At 34.6% G+C, this 1,422-nt stretch carries 1 protein-coding gene and 1 pseudogene; both read left to right on the top strand.

Going from position 1 to position 1,422, the window contains the following annotated elements; translation table 11 throughout:
• Positions 1-916, top strand: a 916-nt coding sequence (locus C9J46_RS21600; RefSeq protein ID WP_158259630.1) for a hypothetical protein, incomplete at its 5' end; no start/stop codon positions are given.
• Positions 917-1,097: 181 nt separating this feature from the next.
• Positions 1,098-1,422 (top strand): annotated as a pseudogene (locus tag C9J46_RS21255) (hypothetical protein); the annotation flags it as partial.

Raw genomic sequence — 1,422 nt, 5'->3', positions numbered from 1 at the left:
CCCGATATCAAGTATCAACCCTTCTATTGATATTGCGAGTATCTACCAGCCTGGTGATCCACTTTTTAAGGCCGTATTGGGGATACAGCGAAAGCGCTTAGATATTGCAGAAAAAGAATTAACGCCATTAGTGAAGAATAAACAACCGGATGCTATGTTTTGGCTGGCAAAAGTAATTTATCGTTCAGGAATAAACGATAAAGCGAAAGCATACGATCTATTAAGAGTTTCGGCTGAAAGTTATCCTTATTCTGCAATGGCACTGTCTACCAATGATGAGCAATGTCAAATGTATTTTCCCAGTAAATGTAGTGACAAATGGACGAAAAAAGCACGAAACCTGTTTGCAGAACAAGCAAAAACAGGCGACGTTCGTGCCGTATATTACAGTACGATATTAAAACCAGATTTAACCCACGAGCAATATATTAATGCCATTATCAATGCAGCTAAAAATCAATACTATTATCCGCTTGTTGAATACTCTAATAATTTAAGAAAAGCAGAAGATTCTAATCAAGAAATGAAGGAAATCGCTATTAAGCTTCTTAACTATGCAAGTTTTAATAACTTTGTTCCTGCTATTGAATCCTTAATGAAAATTGAGGGTAAACATAAAAGAATGAATGGTTCTTTATATAAAAAATTAATGAAGCAAGGCATTTCTTTGGGTTCAAACTATGCTTGGCGAGGATATAGAATCTTAAGTATTGAAGATGACTCTTTATCTGAGAAAAAAAAATATATTGCAGCAAAAGCAACTGAGCTCTTTAATGGTGATGACTTTGCAATAAGTTTCACCCAACCACCTAAAGAAAAAGATGCCTTAATTGCTGCGAATAAAAAAGCTCAAGAAAAGGTAGATTCTGTAAAACAAGTGATTTATATTAATGGCGCTCATCCGCGAGTATTTTAGTTATTATCTACCCAACAGTTAATATTATTAAAGCACTTCTTAATTAATCAAGAAGTGCTTTTTATTAAATCACCTTTTTTACACCCACGCTTGATAAGTATCATGTACAACGATTTTAAGCATACCATTTCGTTTTATATTTAAAAATTCAAAGACATCGCTAAGTTAAGGCCTTAAATGCATGAAAGTAACTATTACTACCCTTCTATTAGTTTTCTCTTTTTTAGCCTTAACCGGTTGCTCAAAAGCAACAGAGCCACAAAAGGCCGATATTGCTGTGTTTGAACAATTTTTATCAGAAAACCCGATATCAAGTATCAACCCTTCTATTGATATCGCGAGTATCTATCAACCTGGTGATCCACTTTTTGAAGGAGTGTTGAATATTCAGCGTAAGTTATGGGGAAAAGCTGAAAAAACACTTCAACCTTTAGCTGATAAAAAAAATCCAGAAGCGATGTATTGGTTAGCCACCATTACCTACGGTTCGAGCATATATGATACCC

The organism is Photobacterium sp. GB-36 (genome assembly GCF_003026135.1).
GTDB lineage: Bacteria > Pseudomonadota > Gammaproteobacteria > Enterobacterales > Vibrionaceae > Photobacterium.
Note: the sequence above shows the minus strand (reverse complement) of the source record. Positions and strands in the feature narration are given on the sequence as shown.